This window comes from Undibacterium sp. GW821-FHT11B02 (assembly GCF_058808955.1).
The window spans coordinates 87,403-103,260 of the sequence record NZ_JBXASD010000005.1; the positions used below are offsets into that span (position 1 = coordinate 87,403).

Genomic DNA, 15,858 nt, shown 5'->3' on the forward strand with positions numbered 1-15,858 from the left:
TATGCCGCTCGAAGATTTCAAAAATTCAGATGCACTTTCGGTCGGTGTGGAACTGGAACTGCAACTCGTCAGCCTGTCAGATTTTGATCTCGCCGCGGCTAGCCCGGACCTTTTACATTTACTGGCAAAGCGCCCTTTTCCTGGCAATGTGACGCCGGAAATTACCCAGAGCATGATAGAGATTTGCACTGATGTGCAAACCAGGTATCAGGGTGTGCTGGGACAATTGCAGGAGATTCGCGATACCCTGGTACATGGGGCCGATATTTTAAATATTGGTATTTGTGGTGGCGGGACCCATCCTTTTCAAAAATGGACAGACCGCAAAATATTTTCCAAGCCGCGCTTCAAGGAAGTGTCTGCCCTGTACGGTTATCTGGCAAAGCAGTTCACGATCTTTGGTCAACATGTGCACATAGGTTGTACATCTGGCGATGATGCCATGTTTCTGTTGCATTCCCTTAGCCGCTATGTACCGCATTTTATTGCACTGTCTGCTTCTTCACCCTATGTGCAAGGTGGTGATACCTTGTTCAATTCCGCCCGTCTCAATTCTGTATTTGCTTTTCCGTTGTCGGGGCGTGCACCATTTTTGTTGAACTGGGATGAATTTGCCAATGGCTACTTCAGTAAAATGGAAAAAACCGGTGTTGTCAAAAGCATGAAGGATTTTTACTGGGACATTCGTCCCAAGCCAGAATACGGCACCATAGAATTGCGCGTTTGTGACACGCCGCTGACGGTGGAAAAGGCAGCTGCACTGGCGGCCTATCTGCAAGTCTTGTGCGCCTATCTGCTGGAACGGCGTGAACCGCCGCCATCTGAAGATGATTACCTCGTATATAACTATAATCGTTTCCAGGCGTGTCGCTTTGGTCTGGATGGCGTTACCGTTCATCCTCAAACCTATGAAAGCACGGCATTGCGTGACGACATATTAGCCAGCTTTGACAGGCTAAAACCTTATGCCGAAAACCTGGATGCCTTGCCAGCATTCAACCATCTGCGTGAAGCTGCCCGGACCGGCAATGATGCGCAATATCTGCGCCAGCAATACCAGGAATCCGGCAGCCCGGAAGGAATGGTGAATGCTGCCTTGCATACTTTCCGCGACAGAAGGCGCAGCGCCAGAGGGACTGCGACGTAGGTATCGCGAAATCTTTGCCGGATAAGTGAATTTAATTAAGGATGAACAAATGAATAAATGGACACCTGATAATTATGAAAAGGCCTGGTATTTTTCATCCCGTCAGCACAGTGGGCAGACCTATGGTGGCAAGGTGGAGGGGGAGCGAGTTGAGTACATCAACCATGTCGCCAGCGTTGCCATGGAAGTGATATGGGCGCTACAGTCTAATGATGATGCTGATGGCGCACTGGCGGTACAGTGTGCCTTGCTGCATGACACGATAGAGGACACCAGCACCACCTATGAACTGTTGCTGAGTGAATTTGGCAAGCCTGTTGCTGATGGTGTTGATGCATTATCAAAGAACACTGCGCTTCCTGACAAGGCCGCACAAATGCGTGATAGTCTGGACCGTATCCGACAGCAGCCCAGAGAGATCTGGATGGTCAAGATGGCTGACCGCATCACTAATTTATATCACCCACCGCATTATTGGGGTAATGAAAAAATACTGGCTTATCGTGATGAAGCGCAATTGATTCATGATGAATTGCATACTGCATACTGCCGACGCCAAGCTCGCACAGCGCCTGCAAGCCAAAATACTGGCTTATCCTCAATTTTTGCGGAAGTAATACCGGCTGCTATTGTCGGGCACGATTTGTAGATAAAAGCAGGGTGGATTTGAGTATTTTTCAAATCCACCTCCGCTTCAGACAGGCAGATTGTTTCAGTTTGCGATAACGGGTGCCGTCGGCGCAGCTTTACCCAATTGATACCAGTCGACCTTGCGTGTGATGACCATGATGGCGGACAGCACGGCAAACAGCAGCAAGCTTCCCATGACCAGTGCATTACTTTCTGATTGCAGCAGGCCAAACAAGATACCATATAACACAGTCAGGGCGCAGCCAAAACCGAAGCCACGTTTCCAGTCGCGTAAAACGTAGGACAGATAAAAACCTATCAGCAGAATACAGGCAACACTGGCCAGCATATATGCCAGAATGAAACTGATTTTTTCCGACAGGCTGACCAGTAGCAGGAAAAACAAGGCCAATGCGAGACCAACCAACGTGTATTGAATAGGATGGATAGGCAATTGTTTCAGCACTTCAAACAAAAAGAAAGCTGCGAACGTCAGAGCAACAAACATCAGACCATATTTGACTGCACGATCAGCCTGGGAATAAATATTGACCGGCTCGATAAACGACACGCTGAAAACATCAATTGGTGCTGATGCAGCGGTGCTTTCTTCCGGTGCTCGCGGTGCCAGCGCCGCATTGACCGGATTGACAGCATTACTCGCGCTTTCCAGATTACTCAGCTGTTGTTGTGCATTGCTCGATAGAGCGGAAATATTCCAATTGGCACTAAAGCCGTTGTCGTTGTGTATTCTTCCTTTGGGTGACGGCAGGAAGCGGCCGCCATATTGTGGATGCGGCCAGTTTGACGACAGGGTGATCTGGTTATTTTTGGCAACAGGGGCAAAGCTCAGGCGTTCAACACCATCCAGTATCAAATCCATTTTGAATTTGACCTGACCTGCCTTAGCCGTTTGCATGCCGTCGAGCCTGGCGTGAATACCACGCTGAAAGGTCGTCAGCTTACTACCCTGCCTGAATTCAAAACTTTGATCACCCCACTGCAGTTTAGGAAAATTTTGCAGACCACGGGTATCACTCAGACCTATCGATACATAGGGGGCTTCGGTTTGGGTGATGCTGGTATTGGTTTTGTCTTTGGACGCCAGGCTGGCAATATCGGGCAACATGAAATCACCAGAGATTTGATGGTTGCCGGTATATACCAGCACCTTATGAATACCGCGATAACGCTGGTCGGTATCGATCGTGCCTTTTACTGTCAAATCATTCGGATACACATAGTACTTGTGGTTATTCGAGACCAGGTGCTTGGTGGTTTTTTGGGTTGTGGCATCAACCGTTTGTTCTTCCCAGGTTTCTGTATAAGGTATCACAAGGACCGGCCCTATGACCACCTGCTCACTGACCGAATCGGCGGTAATGCTGCGCACGGCTTCATCCCGGTAACGCATGCGTTCCCAAATGGTGGATTGAATCATCATCAGGGGAACGTAGATAACTATCGCCAGCAGGCCGATGATGATGGTTTTGAACAGCAAACTCTTTTGCATGACAGACTCCGTAGATAAGGAGTCATCAATGTAAATAACTTGTATGCGTTGTTGATGTGTTTTGTGTGAAGTGATTCAGCACCATGTTGAATCACAAAGGCAGAATCAGGCAGGCACAGGTGCCCCCTTGATGCAGGTTGCTGACACTGATGCTACCCTGATGTAGCAGAGCGACTTCGCGCACGAAGGGCAAGCCCAGTCCCGTACTTTTAGCGGCAGCCGGCCGGGGCAGAGAATAAAAACGGTCGAAGATTTTATCTTGCGCGTAATCGGGTATGCCCGGCCCCTGATCCAGTATGCTGATCTGCAGTTGCTGTTCTGATTCTTTTGCTTGAACGTATATTTTGCTGCCAGTGGGGGCAAAGTCTATGGCATTGTCCAGCAAATTGCCTATGGCCTGGCGCAAGAGCAGGGCGTCGCCCATGATGGATGTGGCGGCACCGATCCCTGTGGAGTCAATCTCCAGATCCAGGTTTTTAGCCAGCAAACTGGCCTGTACGTCTTGCACACATTGCTGTAGCAGCGTCACTACCTGGATGGTTTCGGGATGCTCCAGGCTTTGCTGCTTTTCCAGTTTCACCAAGGCCAGCAGTTTGTCGATCAATTGTCTTTGGCGCTGGTTTTGTTCCAATATGTTTTGCAGGAAACGTTGCCTGTCCGCTGCGGGCATGTCTTCACGCATCAACTCGGCAGAACCCTGTATGGATGCTATCGGGCTCTTCAGTTCATGTGCCAGGGTGTGCATCAGTTGTTCCACATATTGCTTGCCTTCCAGCCGGTTACGCATGGATTCCAGAGCCCGGCCCAGCAGGCCAATTTCATTATTACCCAAGTTTGGCAGCTTTGCTTTTTCACCTTTTTCCACACTGCTGGCGTAGCGCTGTAACTTGCGCAGGGCCTGGTTCAACCACCATGAAAATGCAATACCTATCAATAAAGAAGCCAATAACATCCAGCCACTACGCTGCAGTATCTTGCGCTGGCTGCGCACGACAAAGGGGGTGATGGTGGAAATGGCCTTGGCGACTGTCAATGAGCCTATGATACGACCATGGTCCATAATCGGGGCCGCCACATGCATGATACTGCTGGCATCATCACCAGGGTCTGCGCGGGTACTGCGAGCGCCATATTGACCTTGCAACGTGAGGTAGACATCATTCCAGCGTGAGTAATCCTTGCCGACATCCTTGCCATCGCTATCGAAGACGACCACGCCCTTGTTGTTCGTGATGTAGACGCGGTAGTCCAGGCTGTTTTTTCGTATGCCGCTGATGTTGACATCGACACTGCGTTGCGCATAATTTTGCAGGCGTTTCATCAAGGTGCTGTCAGACACATTGCCAGTTGCCACATCTTCCGCCACCAGTGTTGCCAGCATTTGCGCGGTATCGATCAGGGTATCTTCGAGCGTCGCCCGCACACCTGGTTTGATTTCTTCGACTACTACATTCAGCACCAGCCAGGCAGTCAGGCCCAGAATCAGAAAATATCCAAGCAGTATGCGCAGGCCTATTTTCATGTGAGGCTCAGGCTGTAACCCATGCCGCGATGGGTCTGTATGCCTTCATCGCTACTGTCTGCCGTTTGTGTATCTGGTATTTCTGCATGAGCGAAGCGTGTTTGCCGCAACTTCGCACGCAGAGATTTGACGTGAGCATCGACCGTACGTTCCAGTGTTTCAGGTGCATTGGTCCAGACTATTTCCATCAGTTGTGCCCGTGAGAACAAATGCCCCGGTCGTTCTACCAGGGTTTTGAGTAACAAATATTCATACCGCGTCAGGTTAAGTACCTGTCCGTAATGCAGAATGCGTGCTTCATCTTGGCGTAATTCAAAGCGTTTGACGGTATTGGTGGCATTGCCAGTATTGGCCTGATGATTGCCTTGCTGGCGTCGTAATATGGCGCGTATGCGGGCCACTACTTCGCGCGGAGAGAATGGCTTGCTTACATAATCATCTGCACCGATTTCCAGACCGACGATGCGATCAATTTCATCATTGCGCGCCGTCAGAAAAAGTACCGGCGTATCTGAAAATTGACGTAACTGCCGACAGACATCAAAGCCACTGATATCGGGCAGGCCGATATCCAGCACGATCAAGGCTGGGGTGATGCTGGCCTGCCGCAATATGTTCAGTGCCTCCAGACCAAGACTGACGTGTGTGGGCACGAAACCATCTGTGCGTAGCGCATACGCAAGGTTTTCTGCGATGCTGATTTCATCTTCGATAATCAGTATGGATTTGGACATGCAGATGGGTTTGCGCAAAAAATCAAAGTGAGAAGAATAAGTGATAGTGGTCAGAGCTGGCTAAGCCAGCTCTGACCCAGTACAGGTTTATTCAGGTTTGAGGTAAAACGCATCAGGCAATTGCGCACCTGCTGTGGTGGTTTTCACGTCACCTTTTAAATTGGTCAGCAGTACCGGCAAATCAGGGCCGCCGAGTTCAATGATGACTTGACGACAGGCACCACAAGGGGCGATTGGGCCTTCGGTATCACCGGTGACGGCAATCGCGGCGAAATCACCAGGGCGGTAACCGCTGGCAACCGCACTGAACAAGGCGGTACGCTCGGCACAATTGCATAAGCCATAAGATGCGTTTTCTACATTACAGCCATGGAAAACTTTACCATCTTTGGTCAGTACGGCAGCACCAACCTTGAATTTGGAATAGGGGGCATAGGCGAATTCGCGTGCAGTATTTGCAGCTTGCAATAATTGGTCTTGATTGAGCATGGTGTTCTTTCGTTGTGACAGATGACATTGTAGTAGTAAACCATGCCAGAAATGATACTTTCCGTAAAGAAAACGATTTGGCCCTGTTATTGTTGCTGGTCAAGAATCACATTCAATCTTCAGTGATGAGTTGCTTTTGTCATTGTAATTTCCCGATTTTTAGTCCATAACAAAAGAGGAATAATCCATTCCTGACCTTTGCCAGAGGGAAATAAAATGCGTATCGGCATTTCTGCACAGAACTTATACGTCCGGACCTATCAGACGGCACAAACCAACACACCAAAGACAGCTGACACCAGCGGCAATAATAGCAATACCGTAGTATTGACAAACGGTACTACGGATAGCACGACCGTTAACCTGCAAAGTGGCAACGACGATACTGCTGTGTATGCTGATCCTCGCCTGAACAAGGCAGCAGCGCCTGATTTGCAGGCGTTGCTAGAAGAATCTGATCGCAAGGCGCAGGAAATTATCAATCTGATCAAGCCGCTGGTTCAACAGCAGGGGCTGGATTTATCCAAGGTGGTCAGTGGCGAGCAGAAAATTTCGGCCAACCCAGAAGCCATCAAGGCAGCCCAGGCCGCAGTTGCCGATGGCGGCGAATTCAGCGTGCAAAAAACTGCCGAACGCATACTGAGTTTTGCCAAGGCGGCAATTGGCAATGACCCGGGCAAGCTGGACAAGATCAGTGCTGCAGTTGAGCAGGGCTTTAAAGAGGCGGCAGATATTCTGGGTGGCAGCTTGCCCGATATCAGCAAGCAAACTCTGGATACGATACGCACAGAATTTGCGCGCTGGAAATCTGAGGGGATACCTGCTGGGGATACGGTCAGTCTGGCCAAGCCCACGGCATCAGCGGCCCAAAAGGTAGCCTGATATTAGAACTCATTTCATAAATAGGGGTGAGATGCGTTTGCCTCATAACGTGGGCTGGCAAGGGTAAAGCAGGGGTTTCGTGCAGCATGCTGCACGCCTGCGTACGATGTGCGCTTACCAGCGCACATGCGCCCTGCAAGGGGACGAGGCAGTCAATAGCGGGTCTATTGATAACGAGTCCAACGCAGTCCAGCACGCGTTATGAGGCAAACCCTCCGGGAGCTGGCGATTCGGGCGCATTGCTACGTTGCGCCGCTTGCTAAGGCACCAGCCTTAGCTGCGCAGGGTAAACACCTTACGCCTTGCACTGCATCCCGAATCGCCTTGCTCGCACTCATCCCTATTTATGAAATGAGTTCTAGTATGGTGCGCCATGCGCACCGTTCTTATATTTCCGGCATGGGGAAATGGTGCGCGTGGCGCACCCAACAAAAAAGCGCGCATCAGGAAACTGATGCGCGCTTTTTATTTGCGAACCTGGTATAAAAACTTATTTCTTCACGCCCAGTTCACGCAAACGTTCTTGCAGATAACTGCCCGAAGTATGACGCTCGGACAATACCACGTCAGGACGTGGATGCAGGAACAGCGGCAGCGAGATACGTGATTTTTTCGCTTCTTCACCGGTAGGGTTCAGTACGCGATGGATAGTCGATGGATAGTAACCTTCAGAAGCTTCATCCAGCATATCGCCGATATTCACAATCAGCATGCCAAAGTCGCAGGGCACATCATGCCATGCATTATCCTTGCCTTGCACTTGTAAGCCAGCTTGTGTTGCGGCTGGCAACAGGGTCAACAGGTTGATGTCGCCGTGGGCGGCGGCACGCACTGCATCAGGTTCTTCATCGCCGCGCAGTGGCGGGTAATGCAAAACGCGCAGCAGGGTCAGATCGCTGTCGGTGATCATATCTGACAGGGGCATGGAATACTTGGCCTTGATGTCAGCAGGTGAGTGATCTTCTACCCATTGCAACAACTCTGCTGCCAATTTGGCACCATCGTCGTAATACTTGCGGGCTGCATCCGACACTTCAGATGGATAACGACCCGTTGGGTAGATATGATAAAACTCTTTCAGATCACGCTTGGTCTGGCCCTTGGCTGTTTCTGAAATTTTTGGCGAGAAATAGCCATCCATTTTCTCGGGATCAAAGTCATACTTGTTTTTTGCATCGGTCTGGAAAAAATCATACCACTCCTTGTAAATGGTTTCCAGCAAGCTTTGCGACAGAGGATGATTGGTCAATACACCAAAGCCGGTACGGTGCAGGCTTTCGGTGAATTTTATCGCTGCGTCGGGCGCGCGATAATCAACTGGTTCGATAAACATGATGTGCCCCCTTTATTTAGCCAATGGTGCCTGCAACCAACCTGACGACAGCGTTGCGTCGATCAATTGCTTACATGCTTCTGCATCCACTTTCATACAGACGCGTGTTTCCGGTTTGCTGGCTTCCCAACCTGCTTGTGGATAGGGAATAGGCAGTTTTGCCATCATGGTCTGTCCATTGCCTATGCCTTCTTTGGCAACGCGTACACGGCCAGAGTTGGTTTCGAAAATCTGTGGTGCCACCAGCCAGACAAAAGCCAGTACATCATGGCCGTAGCAGGCATGACCCAGATCAGGGCGTATGCTTTGGTAGAAGTTGGCATAGAAGTTCACCGCATGCGACAGGGTATCCATCGCCACGTGTTTATGCTGTTCTGCCAGGCGTGCAAAGAAAGTGGAAGGCAAGACCACGCGATGCGTGACATCCAGGCCTACCATGGTCAGGTCCCAACCTGCGGTGAATACCAGGTCAGCGGCATCTGGATCATTCCAGACATTCGCCTCTGCCACGGGCGAGACATTACCTGGTTCATCAACCGTACCCGCCATCAGCACAACCTGCTTCAACAGCTTGGGTAGTTGTGGTTCCATCTTCAATGCCAGGCCCAGGTTGCCCAATGGGCCAACCGCGACCAGAGTGATTTCGCCTGGATGCTGACGTGCCATCTTGACGATGAATTCAGCTGCACTTTCTACTTCTGCCTTGCCACCGACTTCAATACGGCTGTTCAGGTTACCCAAACCGTCAGCACCGTGGATGAAATCTGGCGGCGTGCCAGGCGCTTTGGCGAAAGGTACAGGTACACCCTGTGCTACCGGAATGGAACGACCAGCAATGCGCGTCAGGTACAGTGCATTAGTGGTTGCCTGTTCTACGTGAACGTTACCAAAGGTAGTGGTAATGCCGACCACGTCGATATCCGGATGGGCCAGTGCAAAGTACAAGGCCATTGCATCATCGACGCCTGGATCAGTATCAAATATGACTTTATGTTTTGTTGACATGTGGATGCTCTCCAAAATTACACCGGCTGGCCATTGGGCAGAACCCAGTCGCGATGTGAATTGTTGCAGTTGACCCGGTTCAAGGAGGTCGAAATATTGTTAGGCCGAAAAGCTTTACCACAGAGACACAGAGAGAGGCATGAGAAAAGCCGTGTAGGTTGCAATAGTGTAGGTTGGGCTACGGTTTATCAGCCCAACACTCGGCGTTTCAATAATGTATTCGTCAATTGTAGGCTGAGTGTTGGGCTGATAAACCGTAGCCCAACCTACGAATAAGCTAACACTTCGGCTCTTCACTCACTTTTCTCTGTGCCCCTCTGTGTCTCCGTGCCTCTGTGGTGAGAGGTCTTATGTTTTTTAAATTACCGTGACTTCACAAACGGCTGACCTATCGCTTTCGGGGCGACGGATTTTGCCATCAAGCCTGCCAATACGATTACGGTCACGACGTAAGGAATCATCTGTATCAGGGAGCCTGGTACCTTTCCTATTCCTGGAAAAACCACACCTTCTATCTGTACCTGCAACGCAGCGAAGAAGCCGAACATCAGGCAGCCCATGGCAGTGTATAGCGGACGCCAGTTACCAAATACCAATGCTGTCAAAGCCAGGTAACCATTACCGGCTGACATATCGCGCAAGAAGAAACCGCTTTGCACGATGGATAAATAGGCACCAGAAAATGAACACAATACACCGGCGCACAGCATGGCCATGAAGCGGGTGCGTTCTACATTAATACCTGCTGCATCAGCCGCATGTGGGTTTTCACCGACGGCACGCAGGCGCAGGCCAAAGCTGGTGTGGTACAAGATCCAGTGAACCAGAGGTATCAAGGCAAATGCCAGATACACGAGGGCACTATGGCCACCAATGAGCTTGGTATACAACCAGCCAAGGACGGGGATGCCGGCAACAGCGTCAGAGCCAGGAAAAACAATATCAAACAGGCGCGCATCACCCAGATCAGGGGTACGGCCACCTTGCTGGAACAGGTATTGTGCGATCACAAAAGTCAAACCACTTAAGGCGATATTGATGGCAATACCTGCGACTAGCTGATTACCCTTTTGCGTGATACTGACAAAGCCCTGTAGCAGAGCAATGGCGACGGAGATACCCAGGCCAGCCAAAATACCCAACCAGGGGCTCTTGGTCGCAAACGCCACTGCAGCAGATACAAAGGCGGCAGCCAGCATCTTGCCTTCGAGTGCCAGGTCAACCACACCACTGCGTTCTGCAAACAGGCCAGCCATGGCAGCAAACATCAGCACTGGCGCATTGCGTATGGTCGATACCAGGATGCTGGAAAATTGGAAATCATCAAACATCATTTTTCCTTACGCTTGAGCAGGGCAGACAGGGCAGGAGCATACAGGTTTTCCATTGCGCCACAGAACAGAATGATCAGACCCTGGATAAAGATAAACGTCTCTGGCGGGATATTGGCTTTTTCCAGCGACAAGTCGAAGCCACCCTGTATCAGCGCGCCAAACAAAATTGACGACAGCAAAATACCAAGCGGATGCTGACGTCCCATCAGGGCAATCGCGATACCGATAAAACCGGCACCGGCAGGGAAGTTCAGATTCAGGTAGTGAGTAGAACCCATGACGGAATTCACCGCTGCCAGGCCCGCCAGCGCGCCGGATATCATCATCGTGATGATAATGGTCTTGCTGATAGAGATACCGGCATAATGGGCCGCATGCTGGTTCAGGCCAGTGGCGCGTAATTGGTAACCCCAGGTTGTCCGCCAGACCACCATGCCATAAATCACCAGGGCTACTAGCGCCAATACAAAACTGATGTTCAAAGGCGTTTCACCCAGTATTGGCAAAATGCCGTTCAGCTTGGGCAACCAGGATGCATCGGCAAACATACGGCTGGCCGTATTTTGCTGACCTGCAGGGATGAGGAAACTGACAATCACATAGTTCATCAAACTGGCAGCGATGAAGTTGAACATGATGGTGGTCACCACCACATGGCTGCCGCGCTTTGCTTGAAGGTAGCCTGGCAAATAAGCCCATGCTGCACCAAAGGCTGCACTGCCCAGCATCGCCAGTGGTATCAATAACCAGCCTGGCAGGCTGGAATCGAGCCACAGCAAGACCAGGGTCAGACCCAGACCGCCGACATACATCTGACCTTCGCTACCGATATTGAATAAACCAGCTTGCATGGCAACCGATACTGACAAACCGGTAAAGATAAAGGTTGCTGCATAAAACAGGGTATAACCCAGACCTTCAGGGTTCAGTACCGCAGAATTGATCAGGATGCCCAGGCATTCTGTCGGGCTTTCACCGAGCAGATAAATCACACCGGCCGCGACCAATAAGGCAGAGAACAGGTTTAACAGCGGCAGGGCAAATGCAGTGGCCCAGCGTGGGAGGTCGGCTTGATTCATCTTTGTTTGGTCGCTTGTCTGTGTTCGCTTTGTTTCTTACATGTGCCTGCTAAGGCTCCATCGAGTTTGTCGCCTGCTTATAGTTTGCTATCTCGTTTGCTATCTCGTCTGCTTCAGTGAGTATGTATGCCACCCATGAGGCAGCCTATCTCGGTTGCATCAAATTCTTCGGCCTTTAATTCACCCGTGATGGCACCGCCAGAAATGACCAGAATGCGGTCCGCCAGGGCACGCACTTCTTCCAGTTCCACCGATACCAGCAAGATGGCAATGCCGGCATCACGCATCGCCAGCAGGCGGGTATGCAGGCTTTCTATCGTGCCTATATCAACGCCACGGGTAGGCTGGCCCACCAGCATCAATTTGGGGTTGGCGGCAATCTCACGTGCCATTACCACTTTTTGTTGATTACCGCCAGACAGCAGGGCGATACGCAAATGCGGATCAGCCGGACGCACATCAAATTTGGCCAGCAAGTCGGTGCAATTTTTTAAGATGCTTTTGTAATCCAGTAAGCCAAAAGACTTGCCCAGTTTTTTCTGGTAACCCAGAAAGCTGTTCATCATGACGGAAAAATTCTTGATGACGGCATCGCGTAAACGGTCTTCCGGCACGTGGCCTATACCCAGTCCGCGGAAAGTTGCCGGCAAGCCGTCAGCATCCTTACGGCCTGCAAACGGCAAATCTTTGCCTTGCATTTGCAGCTTGCCGCTGGTGGGCAGGCGCATGCCGCTCAAGATTTCCAGTAATTCACTCTGGCCATTGCCAGACACGCCTGCAATCGCCACGATTTCACCGGCGCGGATATTGAAACTGACGTTCTTCAACAGGCTGATCTTTTGTGAATTCACCAGGTTCAGATCCTTCACCTCCAGCACCGTCTCGCCTGGCGCATAGGCAGCACGCGGCAAATGGGTGACGATGGGACGACCCACCATCATCTCGGCCAACTGGGTGGTTGTGGTGTCAGCGGTAGCGACAGAACCGATGACGGTGCCTGCACGCATGACCGTGACCTGGTCAGTGATCTCTAAAATCTCTTGCAGTTTGTGGGTGATCAGGATGATGGTCTTGCCCTGTTCCTTGAACAGGCGCAGCACTTCAAACAGCGAAGCTGTTTCCTGTACTGTCAGCACGGCAGTCGGTTCATCGAGGATGAGGATATTCGCACTGCGGTAAATCTGTTTGAGGATTTCCACCCTTTGTTGTACGCCTACAGACAGATCCTGTATCGTCGCCAGCGGGTCTACATCAAGGGTGTAGCGTTTGCAAATTTCGCGCAGCTTCGCTTCGACTTCATGGCGTTGCGGTTTCAGGCGAAAGCCGCCTTCCATGCCCAGCATGACATTGTCGAGTACGGTCATGTTCTCAACCAGCATGAAATGCTGATGTACCATGCCTATGCCCAGGTTAATCGCTTCCTGACTGTTGCGGATGCTTTGTTCTGTGCCATTGATGAGCAGCTTGCCACTGTCCGCGTGGTAATAGCCATACAATATGCTCATCAGCGTGGACTTGCCTGCGCCGTTTTCACCGATTACGCCATGGATGGAGCCAGGCGCAATGGAAAAGCTCACATCACGATTGGCTTGTACCGCACCAAAGCGTTTGGAGATCTGTTGAAATTCGACTGCTGGCTGCATACTTTAGCGTTTCTTTAAAATACGATCTGCGACAGATGGGGTCTAAACATCAATCAGGGCGCAAAGCATCTTTAAAAAGATACTGCGCCCCTTATACTTGACTACTGGCTGCTACCCGGTATCAGACCGGGCACTTATTACCTTCACGGAAATCAACAACCTTGACCTTGCCGCTGATGATGTCCTGCTTGGCGGCGTTCACGCGTTTTTCCATATCGACGCTGACGACGCTGCGATTATCTTTGTCCAGCGCCCAATCAACTCCGCCTTCTTTCAAACCCTTGTACTGGATACCGTTTTTCCAGTTACCGTTTTTCAGTTGCATGAAGCTGTCATAGATGGCCTGATCCACGCGCTTGACCATGGAAGTCAGCATATTGCCAGGGTGCATATAGTTCTGGTTGGAGTCCACACCTATACCCAGCTTGCCTTTTTCTTTGACTGCCTGCAACGTGCCCAGGCCACTGCCACCGGCAGCGGCAAAGATCACGTCCACACCGCGTTCAAACTGGGCACGTGCCAGCTCTCCACCTTTGGCCGGATCATTCCAGGCTGCTGTGGTGGTGCCGACCATGTTTTGTACGACTTCGATCTTGGCTTCAGTTGCTTTCGCACCCTGCGTATAGCCACAGGCAAAATTGCGGATCAGCGGTATGTCCATACCACCGACAAAGCCAACTTTTTTGGTTTTGCTGGCGATTGCTGCGGCCACACCCACCAGGTAAGAACCTTCTTGTTCCTTGAACAGGACGGAGCTGACATTGTCACCAGTTGCAATACCGTCGATGACGACGAACTTGGTCTTAGGGAATTCTTTGGCAATGTTTTGTACGGCCTGTGCCTGACCAAAACCAATGGCGGCGATCAAATCCACGTTTTTACGGGCCAGATTACGCAAGACCTGTTCAGTCTGGGTGTCGCTGGCAACTTGTACTTCGAGGAAATTGAGTTTGGTTTCTTTCTTGAAACGCTCAGCACCTTCGGACGCCGACTGATTGAAGGATTTGTCAAACTTGCCGCCCGCATCATAGATGACTGCAAATTTAAGATCTGCAGCATAAGCGCTGGCTGCACCACCGAAAGCCATCAGGGTTGCCAGGGACAGGCAGATGTGCTTGAGTTTCATGAAATTTCCTTATTCAGATGTCATAGTGCCGATGCGCGTGAAGCCACGTAGTCATGTGCATGCGGTACCCCAATTAAAAACCATGTTTCGCTGCCGCTAAGCCGGTTATCCTTGCTATGGAGCCAGCCTGGAAAGCCTGTGCAAGCCTAACATGGTGCAGACATTTCGTTTCAGTCACGAGGGCAAAATTTTATCAAAAACTGTGTTCGGGCTGGCAGTGGTGCATCAATAGGGTACTGACTGGGATTTAATCAAGCCTCTAATCGAACCTTTAATCGAACCTTATTGACTGCCGGTGCCCACTTTTGGTGCCAAATCTTGTATCTACGTCAGGTATTCAAGCTGCTTTTCTGACCGCCATGAATTCCAGCACTTGCTGACGTAATGGGATCGAAGTTTGTGCCCCCAGCTTGGTGACCGTCAATGCAGCGGCGTATTGCGCTTCGCGACTGGCATCTATCAGGCTCAGACCATTCGCAATACCAACGGCGAAGGCACCGACAAACGTGTCGCCAGCGGCTGTGGTGTCCACCACATCCACTTTCACGGCCGGGATGAACTGGCTGCCTGTGCTCTCGGTAATCAAGGCACCATGTTCACCCATGGTCAGCAAGACGGTCGCTGTACCACGTTGCAAGATTTGTTCTGAGGCAGCTTTGGCGCTGGCCTGATCGATCACTGAGACACCACTCAGTTGCGATGCTTCTGTTTCATTCAAAATCAGATAATCAACCTGGGCCAGCAAGGCGTCGCTCAGGTCTTGTGCGGGGGCGGGGTTCAGGATGACTTTGACCCCTTTGGCGCGTGCAATTTCTATTGCGCGTGTGACGGTTACCAGCGGGGTTTCAAGTTGGCATACCAGCAGTTGTGCACCAGCGATGGCGGCGGTGGCGGCTTCCACCTGAGTGCTGGTCAGCGTGGCATTTGCACCTGCTGCCAGCACGATGCTGTTGTTGCCACAGTCATCGACCAGGATACCAGCAACGCCGGTTGCCACGCCTGCCACTTTGGCCAGGTGGCTCAATTCCATGCCTTCGGCTGCCAGACAATCATGAGAAAAACTGCCAAAGCCATCATCACCCACAGCACCGATGAAGCTGACCTGCGCTCCCTGACGGGCGGCGGCAACGGCCTGATTCGCCCCTTTACCACCAGGGATCTGCCTGAATTCGTGACCATGCAGGGTTTCACCTACGGCTGGCATACGTGGCGTGCGGAAAACCAAATCCATATTGACACTGCCGACTACAGTTATGCGTGGCTTCATGATGCTTTTTCTCGATAAAAAAGTGTCGCGCAATCGTTTGCGCAATCGATTTCGTATTTAACTATGGGTGCTGTTTAACGTCAAGCGCAATCTCGATTTTTGGTCAAAAAATGTGCAAAGACGCGGCTAGCTGACAACCCTGTAGTTGGCATTG

The 15,858-nt window shown here is 51.0% G+C and carries 14 protein-coding genes; 3 read left to right on the forward strand and 11 right to left on the reverse strand.

Annotated elements, in window-relative coordinates; all coding sequences use genetic code 11:
• Position 1 precedes the first annotated feature (1 nt).
• Positions 2 to 1,147, forward strand: coding sequence for a YbdK family carboxylate-amine ligase (locus AC1RVX_RS11570; RefSeq protein WP_493216749.1), 1,146 nt, complete (start codon positions 2 to 4; stop codon positions 1,145 to 1,147).
• Positions 1,148 to 1,196: 49 nt separating this feature from the next.
• The gene (locus AC1RVX_RS11575) at positions 1,197 to 1,796 is read left to right on the forward strand and encodes an HD domain-containing protein (RefSeq protein ID WP_493216750.1); all 600 of its coding nucleotides are present in this window, start codon (positions 1,197 to 1,199) and stop codon (positions 1,794 to 1,796) included.
• 63 nt (positions 1,797 to 1,859) lie between these two features.
• On the opposite strand, the gene creD is transcribed toward AC1RVX_RS11575, so the two are convergent.
• The 4 genes from creD to AC1RVX_RS11595 all read right to left on the reverse strand — a co-directional run bounded on the left by creD (position 1,860) and on the right by AC1RVX_RS11595 (position 6,035).
• Entirely contained in the window at positions 1,860 to 3,290 is a 1,431-nt protein-coding gene (gene creD / locus AC1RVX_RS11580; protein WP_493216751.1) for a cell envelope integrity protein CreD, read from the reverse strand.
• Positions 3,291 to 3,381: 91 nt separating this feature from the next.
• Positions 3,382 to 4,812, reverse strand: a complete 1,431-nt coding sequence (creC, locus tag AC1RVX_RS11585; RefSeq protein ID WP_493216752.1) for a two-component system sensor histidine kinase CreC — start codon at positions 4,810 to 4,812, stop codon at positions 3,382 to 3,384.
• A complete protein-coding gene (gene creB, locus AC1RVX_RS11590; RefSeq protein ID WP_493216753.1) occupies positions 4,809 to 5,546 on the reverse strand; it encodes a two-component system response regulator CreB in 738 nt (245 codons plus the stop codon). The genes creC and creB overlap by 4 nt, the downstream gene beginning before the upstream one ends.
• A gap of 87 nt (positions 5,547 to 5,633) precedes the next feature.
• Entirely contained in the window at positions 5,634 to 6,035 is a 402-nt protein-coding gene (locus tag AC1RVX_RS11595) for a cytidine deaminase (RefSeq protein WP_493216754.1), read from the reverse strand.
• A gap of 216 nt (positions 6,036 to 6,251) precedes the next feature.
• On the opposite strand from AC1RVX_RS11595, the gene AC1RVX_RS11600 reads away from it, so the two are divergent.
• Entirely contained in the window at positions 6,252 to 6,917 is a 666-nt protein-coding gene (locus AC1RVX_RS11600; RefSeq protein ID WP_493216755.1) for a hypothetical protein, read from the forward strand.
• A 490-nt stretch (positions 6,918 to 7,407) separates the two neighbouring features.
• On the opposite strand, the gene AC1RVX_RS11605 is transcribed toward AC1RVX_RS11600, so the two are convergent.
• The 7 genes from AC1RVX_RS11605 to rbsK all read right to left on the reverse strand — a co-directional run bounded on the left by AC1RVX_RS11605 (position 7,408) and on the right by rbsK (position 15,704).
• Positions 7,408 to 8,250: an isopenicillin N synthase family dioxygenase gene (locus tag AC1RVX_RS11605; RefSeq protein ID WP_493216756.1), complete on the reverse strand. Its 843-nt coding sequence runs from the start codon at positions 8,248 to 8,250 to the stop codon at positions 7,408 to 7,410.
• Between the two features lie 12 nt (positions 8,251 to 8,262).
• Positions 8,263 to 9,255 carry a nucleoside hydrolase gene (locus tag AC1RVX_RS11610; RefSeq protein WP_493216757.1) on the reverse strand — a complete coding sequence of 331 codons (993 nt, stop codon included), beginning with the start codon at positions 9,253 to 9,255 and terminating at the stop codon, positions 8,263 to 8,265.
• Between the two features lie 362 nt (positions 9,256 to 9,617).
• On the reverse strand, positions 9,618 to 10,589 hold the full coding sequence (locus AC1RVX_RS11615) for an ABC transporter permease (protein ID WP_493216758.1): 972 nt from the start codon (positions 10,587 to 10,589) through the stop codon (positions 9,618 to 9,620).
• Positions 10,586 to 11,668, reverse strand: coding sequence for an ABC transporter permease (locus AC1RVX_RS11620; protein ID WP_493216759.1), 1,083 nt, complete (start codon positions 11,666 to 11,668; stop codon positions 10,586 to 10,588). Before AC1RVX_RS11620 ends, AC1RVX_RS11615 begins: the two co-directional genes overlap by 4 nt.
• Before the next feature lie 113 nt (positions 11,669 to 11,781).
• Positions 11,782 to 13,311: an ABC transporter ATP-binding protein gene (locus AC1RVX_RS11625; RefSeq protein WP_493216760.1), complete on the reverse strand. Its 1,530-nt coding sequence runs from the start codon at positions 13,309 to 13,311 to the stop codon at positions 11,782 to 11,784.
• 121 nt (positions 13,312 to 13,432) lie between these two features.
• On the reverse strand, positions 13,433 to 14,437 hold the full coding sequence (locus AC1RVX_RS11630) for a BMP family lipoprotein (RefSeq protein ID WP_493216761.1): 1,005 nt from the start codon (positions 14,435 to 14,437) through the stop codon (positions 13,433 to 13,435).
• A gap of 337 nt (positions 14,438 to 14,774) precedes the next feature.
• A complete protein-coding gene (rbsK, locus tag AC1RVX_RS11635) occupies positions 14,775 to 15,704 on the reverse strand; it encodes a ribokinase (protein WP_493216762.1) in 930 nt (309 codons plus the stop codon).
• Positions 15,705 to 15,858: the final 154 nt, after the last annotated feature.